This is a genomic window from Pseudomonas arcuscaelestis, assembly GCF_016881005.1.
GTDB lineage: Bacteria > Pseudomonadota > Gammaproteobacteria > Pseudomonadales > Pseudomonadaceae > Aquipseudomonas > Aquipseudomonas arcuscaelestis.
Genome location: NZ_JACOPV010000064.1, coordinates 1 through 1,152, shown reverse-complemented (window position 1 = coordinate 1,152; position 1,152 = coordinate 1). Strand labels below are relative to the sequence as shown.

The following is a 1,152-nucleotide window of genomic DNA, read 5'->3' as shown; positions in this document are numbered from 1 at the left end:
AGGCCCGGACGATGTGTTGAAGCACACATTACTGCGCTCTTACCGGGCGGATGAATGGAACCTCTGGTTCCAGGCCGCAGGCTTGCCCGCCGACACCCTGGTACCGCGCAGTATCGTGTTCGATTCGTCCCTGGCGATGATGGAAGCGGCGTTGCAGGGCAGTGGCGTGGCGCTGGCGCCGGCGATGATGTTCTCGCGGCAATTGGCCCAGGACGTGATCCGCCAGCCCTTCGATGTAGGCATCAGCACCGGCAGCTACTGGCTGACGCGCCTGCAGTCACGCGCCGAAACCCCGGCGATGCTGGCATTCAAGCAATGGCTGTTGGAGCAGGTGAAGGGCCTGTAGGCGCCTGGCTTGCTGGTGATGGTGGCTTCTCGGACGCCATCGCAGGCAAGCCAGCTCCCACATTTGAATTGTGATGCGGCGCAAATGTGTGCCCGATAAAAATCCCCTGTGGGAGCGGGCTTGCCCGCGATGGCGGTGGTTCAGGCGCTATTTTTGGCGGCTGGTATACCGCCATCGCAGGCAAGCCAGCTCCCACATTTGTTCTGCATGCAATCAGATAGAACTTCTCAAGTCTCACTCCCCTCATACCTGATAAGCCCATCGCCCCCGGCACGCCCATGGACCTTGTCATCGCCCGCCCCGAAGGCCTCTACTGCCCCGCCGGCGATTTCTATATCGACCCCTGGCGCCCGGTGGATCGTGCGGTCATCACCCACGCCCATGGCGATCACGCCCGCACCGGCAACCAGCACTACTTGGCCGCCGCCCCCGGCGAAGGCATCCTGCGCTCGCGACTGGGCCAGGACATCAACCTGCAAACCCTGGCCTACGGCGAACGGTTGGTGCATCACGGCGTCACCCTGAGTTTTCATCCCGCCGGGCATGTCCTGGGCTCGGCCCAAGTGCGCCTGGAATATCAAGGCGAGGTCTGGGTGGCCTCCGGCGACTACAAGGTCGAACCCGATGGCACCTGTGCGCCGTTCGAACCGGTGCGCTGCCACACCTTTATCACCGAATCCACCTTCGGCCTGCCGATCTATCGTTGGCAGCCTCAGGCGCAGATCTTTGCCGGGATCAACGATTGGTGGCAGGCCAATATCGCCGCCGGCAAGGCCAGCGTGTTGTTCTGTTATTCCTTCGGCAAG

The 1,152-nt window shown here is 62.5% G+C and carries 1 protein-coding gene and 1 pseudogene; both read left to right on the top strand.

The annotated features are described in order from the left end of the window. On the top strand, positions 1 to 346 hold a 346-nt coding region (locus tag H8F21_RS29260; RefSeq protein ID WP_236043277.1), incomplete at its 5' end, for a LysR substrate-binding domain-containing protein. Between the two features lie 278 nt (positions 347 to 624). Next, positions 625 to 1,152, top strand: a pseudogene (locus tag H8F21_RS29255) (ligase-associated DNA damage response exonuclease); the annotation flags it as partial.